The following is a 3,101-nucleotide window of genomic DNA, read 5'->3' on the forward strand; positions in this document are numbered from 1 at the left end:
GGTAGTAATCCGTACTGAACATATTATACATTATTTTCAGTATAGTTGAGCTTATTATTGACTAGAGTCATGCTCCCGGTTAGAAAAAGCAAGAGAGCCTGAGCTATGCTTTGAATATTCTCTCGCCTGCGATTGGCATGGACAACACCACAGCAAAACCTGACCCGGATTCCGAAGCCCCCATTGGTGCCTCTGACCTGATCATTCGCCCCGCCCAACTGGGGGATCTGGAGGCTGTGGAAGAGATTTTGGCGCAAGCCTTTGATGAAGAGTACAGCAGCCGCTCGGTGGATATTCGTCGCCAAGTGCGGCGGTTGCGCCAGTGGTATGGGCCCCTGAAAACCCTGACCCTGTTTCCCAATCGCTTCCAGCACATGTTTACAGTGCATGTGGCGGAGCTGAAGGGCAAGATTCAGGGGGTGATTCAGGTTTCTCCCTTCAACCATTCCCGCAGCACCTGGCGGGTCGATCATATCGCAGTGGCGCCCTCTGCCCAGCGACAGGGGGTGGGATCCCGGCTGCTCAAGCACTGCATGGAGCACTTTCGGGAAGCTCGCACCTGGATCCTGGAGGTGAACATCCACAACAAGGGGGCAATGGCGCTCTACCGGCGCAACGGCTTCCAACCCTTGGCTCAGATCACCTACTGGTCGATTCCAGCCGATATTCTGGCAGCTCTCAGCCAGCACGAGCCCAAATTGCCCAACCTGGTGCCGGTGACCAACCGGGATGCCTATGCCATCTACCAACTGGATACGGGATCCATGCCGGCCACTGTGCGCCAGGTGTACGACCGTGAGGTGAACGATTTTCGCACTAGCCCACTGGATTGGCTTTTGGAGCAGGCCAAATGCGCCATTAGCCAGACGGAGCGGGTGGAAGTGTGTGTTTACGAGCCCGAACGCAAAACCGCCATCGGCTACTTCAACTTGAAGTTGGATCGCACCGGGCAGCAACCTCATGTGGCCAAGCTTACGGTTCACCCTGCCTACACTTGGCTTTACCCCGAACTCATGGCCAAGATGGCCCAGCTTACTCAGGCTCATCCGCCGCAATCTCTGGCCTTGGCCTCCACCGATTACCAGCCGGAACGGGAGGAGTTCTTGCTGAAGCTGGGAGCCCAGGATGTAGAGCGGACGTTGCTGATGTCGCGTTCGGTGTGGCACAAAATCCGCGAAAGCCGCTTCTTTAGCTGGGATAGCGCCTATCTCAACGCGGTGTTGCGGGGATTGCAGGTGAAGCAGCCGGTGCCGGAGCGGTTTGAGGGGCCACCGGAAGGCTGGCTGGAGCACCACTTTCATCCCATCAGCCCAACTGAGCCGGATCCCAGCTCTGGTCGCGTCGGCGGTGCGGAGTCCTCACCAAGGCACTCCAGAGACTCCCAATCTGAGACTTCTCCACCCCCTAGCTAAGGGAGAGAGAGCCCCAATCCTGGCTTGCTTGCACCTTGCGAAAAACGGATGAAAGACCCGAAGGGCAATTCTACTGCGGATCCCTCTTGGCGGGCGCTGATTCAGGCGGCACTGCACCGGAACCGTAGCGATCCCGGTGTGCGGTATTTGCAATTGGCCACGGTGGATCCCCAGGGGCATCCGCGCAACCGCACGGTCGTTTTCCGGGGGTTTTTGGGCGATACCGACCGCATTCAATTGGCGGTGGATAGTCGCAGCGAGAAGATCCGACAAATTGCCCACTGCCCCCAAGCCCAGATCTGCTGGTATTTCTGCAAAACCCGCGAGCAATTCCGCATCGCTGGCACCCTTGAGGCCATCGCCGCCGATCATCCGGATCCCCAGGCCCAGCGCCAGCGGCAGCAGTTGTGGCAACAAATATCGGAAAAAGGACGGCTCCTCTGGTTTTGGCCGGAACCTAAGGGGCTGCTTGCCCCGCCAGAGGCTTTTATCCAGGAGTTGCCGAAAGAGAAAGATCTGCTGCCTCCGCAGACCTTTGTGGCTTTACTGCTGGAGCCAACGGAGGTGGATCACCTACAGCTTAAGGGGGATCAGATCTATCCCCAATTGCGGACGGTGTACGAGCGCACTTCCAAAGGGTGGCAGCGTCGGGCTGTGAATCCCTAAAAGGGATCCAAACTTGCTTAGCTTGGTCTGGAGTGGGGGATCCCTTATTCCTTGTTCCTCCAAAGCACAGGGAATAGAGGAATGGACGTGTTAACGTAGCTGAACGATCGTGTTCTGCACGGTGGGGGCGTTATCCTCTGATGGAACTCTGTACGCGTATGGCTGGTCTATCAGGGGTAGGGCAGCAGTTGATGCCTTTTGTCTAACTCGACACGTATCACTTTGGCTTGCAGTGGTCTCGATGTGCGTCTTGATCTGCTCATTCGCTCAGGCTGTTGCCTCTTTTTTCGCCGGCGGCCCATTGCTGAACAGAGCTTTGAGGGGCAAGGGATCCCTAGTGTTGTCTGTCGCTTTGGTTGGGGTAGGGGTTCTTGTGCAGGGATTGAGAGCACAAACTCTGGAGAAACCGATGCTGGAAGCCTTGGAAGATTCTGTTGAGGAGAATGTTATCCCTGTTCTGCCCTCAGAACCTGCCTTGCCCCCCCAGGCTGTCCCCACCTCCGCCCGTACGGGACCCTTTCGGGTCGGCAATCGCACGCCCCATCCGGTTCGGCTGGTGATCTTGATGCGCAGCGGCGAACGGATGATCAATCCGGAAACGGCCCACTGGGACTTTGCCCCTGGAGAAGGGGGCAGCGAAGGATTGCTGCTGAGCTTGGGAGAAGAACCGCTGCAAATCGGCCCCGGAGACATTGTGGTGGCTTTCGCCTTGGATGGAACCCGCCGCTATTGGGGGCCCAATGTGGTGGGAGAGTCTCTGGCCCCGTTTTGGGATGGGGAGAGCGGCTCCTGGTCGATGATCTTGCAGCCTTAGGGTGCTCCGCGCGCAGCTTGGACATTTGCAGCGGTCACCTCAAACTCCTCTGGGGCAACTTCTCCATTCCTCACTCTTCTGGGCCAAAGGGGGAGGATCCAAGCAACAGAACATTTTGAGAACAGTCTCCAGACCATAGTCATTTCAAGCTAGATTGAGACACTCCCCAAGCGCTCTGTGCCGCTGCCGCGACCAACCCCAGCTCTTCT

Annotated in this window: 3 protein-coding genes; all 3 read left to right on the forward strand. The window is 57.3% G+C overall.

Annotated elements, in window-relative coordinates; all coding sequences use genetic code 11:
- Positions 1-137 precede the first annotated feature (137 nt).
- The 3 genes from NW834_RS13485 (at position 138) to NW834_RS13495 (ending at position 2,892) form a co-directional block, all read left to right on the forward strand.
- A complete protein-coding gene (locus NW834_RS13485; RefSeq protein WP_414419177.1) occupies positions 138-1,412 on the forward strand; it encodes a GNAT family N-acetyltransferase in 1,275 nt (424 codons plus the stop codon).
- A 48-nt stretch (positions 1,413-1,460) separates the two neighbouring features.
- Positions 1,461-2,078, forward strand: a complete 618-nt coding sequence (locus tag NW834_RS13490) for an Npun_F5749 family FMN-dependent PPOX-type flavoprotein (RefSeq protein WP_414357483.1) — start codon at positions 1,461-1,463, stop codon at positions 2,076-2,078.
- A 409-nt stretch (positions 2,079-2,487) separates the two neighbouring features.
- On the forward strand, positions 2,488-2,892 hold the full coding sequence (locus tag NW834_RS13495; protein WP_414419178.1) for a hypothetical protein: 405 nt from the start codon (positions 2,488-2,490) through the stop codon (positions 2,890-2,892).
- Positions 2,893-3,101: the final 209 nt, after the last annotated feature.

The organism is Synechococcus sp. R60.1, assembly GCF_047461835.1.
In the GTDB taxonomy this organism is placed as follows: Bacteria; Cyanobacteriota; Cyanobacteriia; order Thermostichales; family Thermostichaceae; genus Thermostichus.

Bases quoted from the DNA above. Each gene is read 5' to 3' on its own strand.
- NW834_RS13485 (WP_414419177.1), top strand. From the start codon at position 138: ATGGACAACACCACAGCAAAACCTGACCCGGATTCCGAAGCCCCCATT.
- NW834_RS13490 (WP_414357483.1), top strand. From the start codon at position 1,461: ATGAAAGACCCGAAGGGCAATTCTACTGCGGATCCCTCTTGGCGGGCG.
- NW834_RS13495 (WP_414419178.1), top strand. From the start codon at position 2,488: ATGCTGGAAGCCTTGGAAGATTCTGTTGAGGAGAATGTTATCCCTGTT.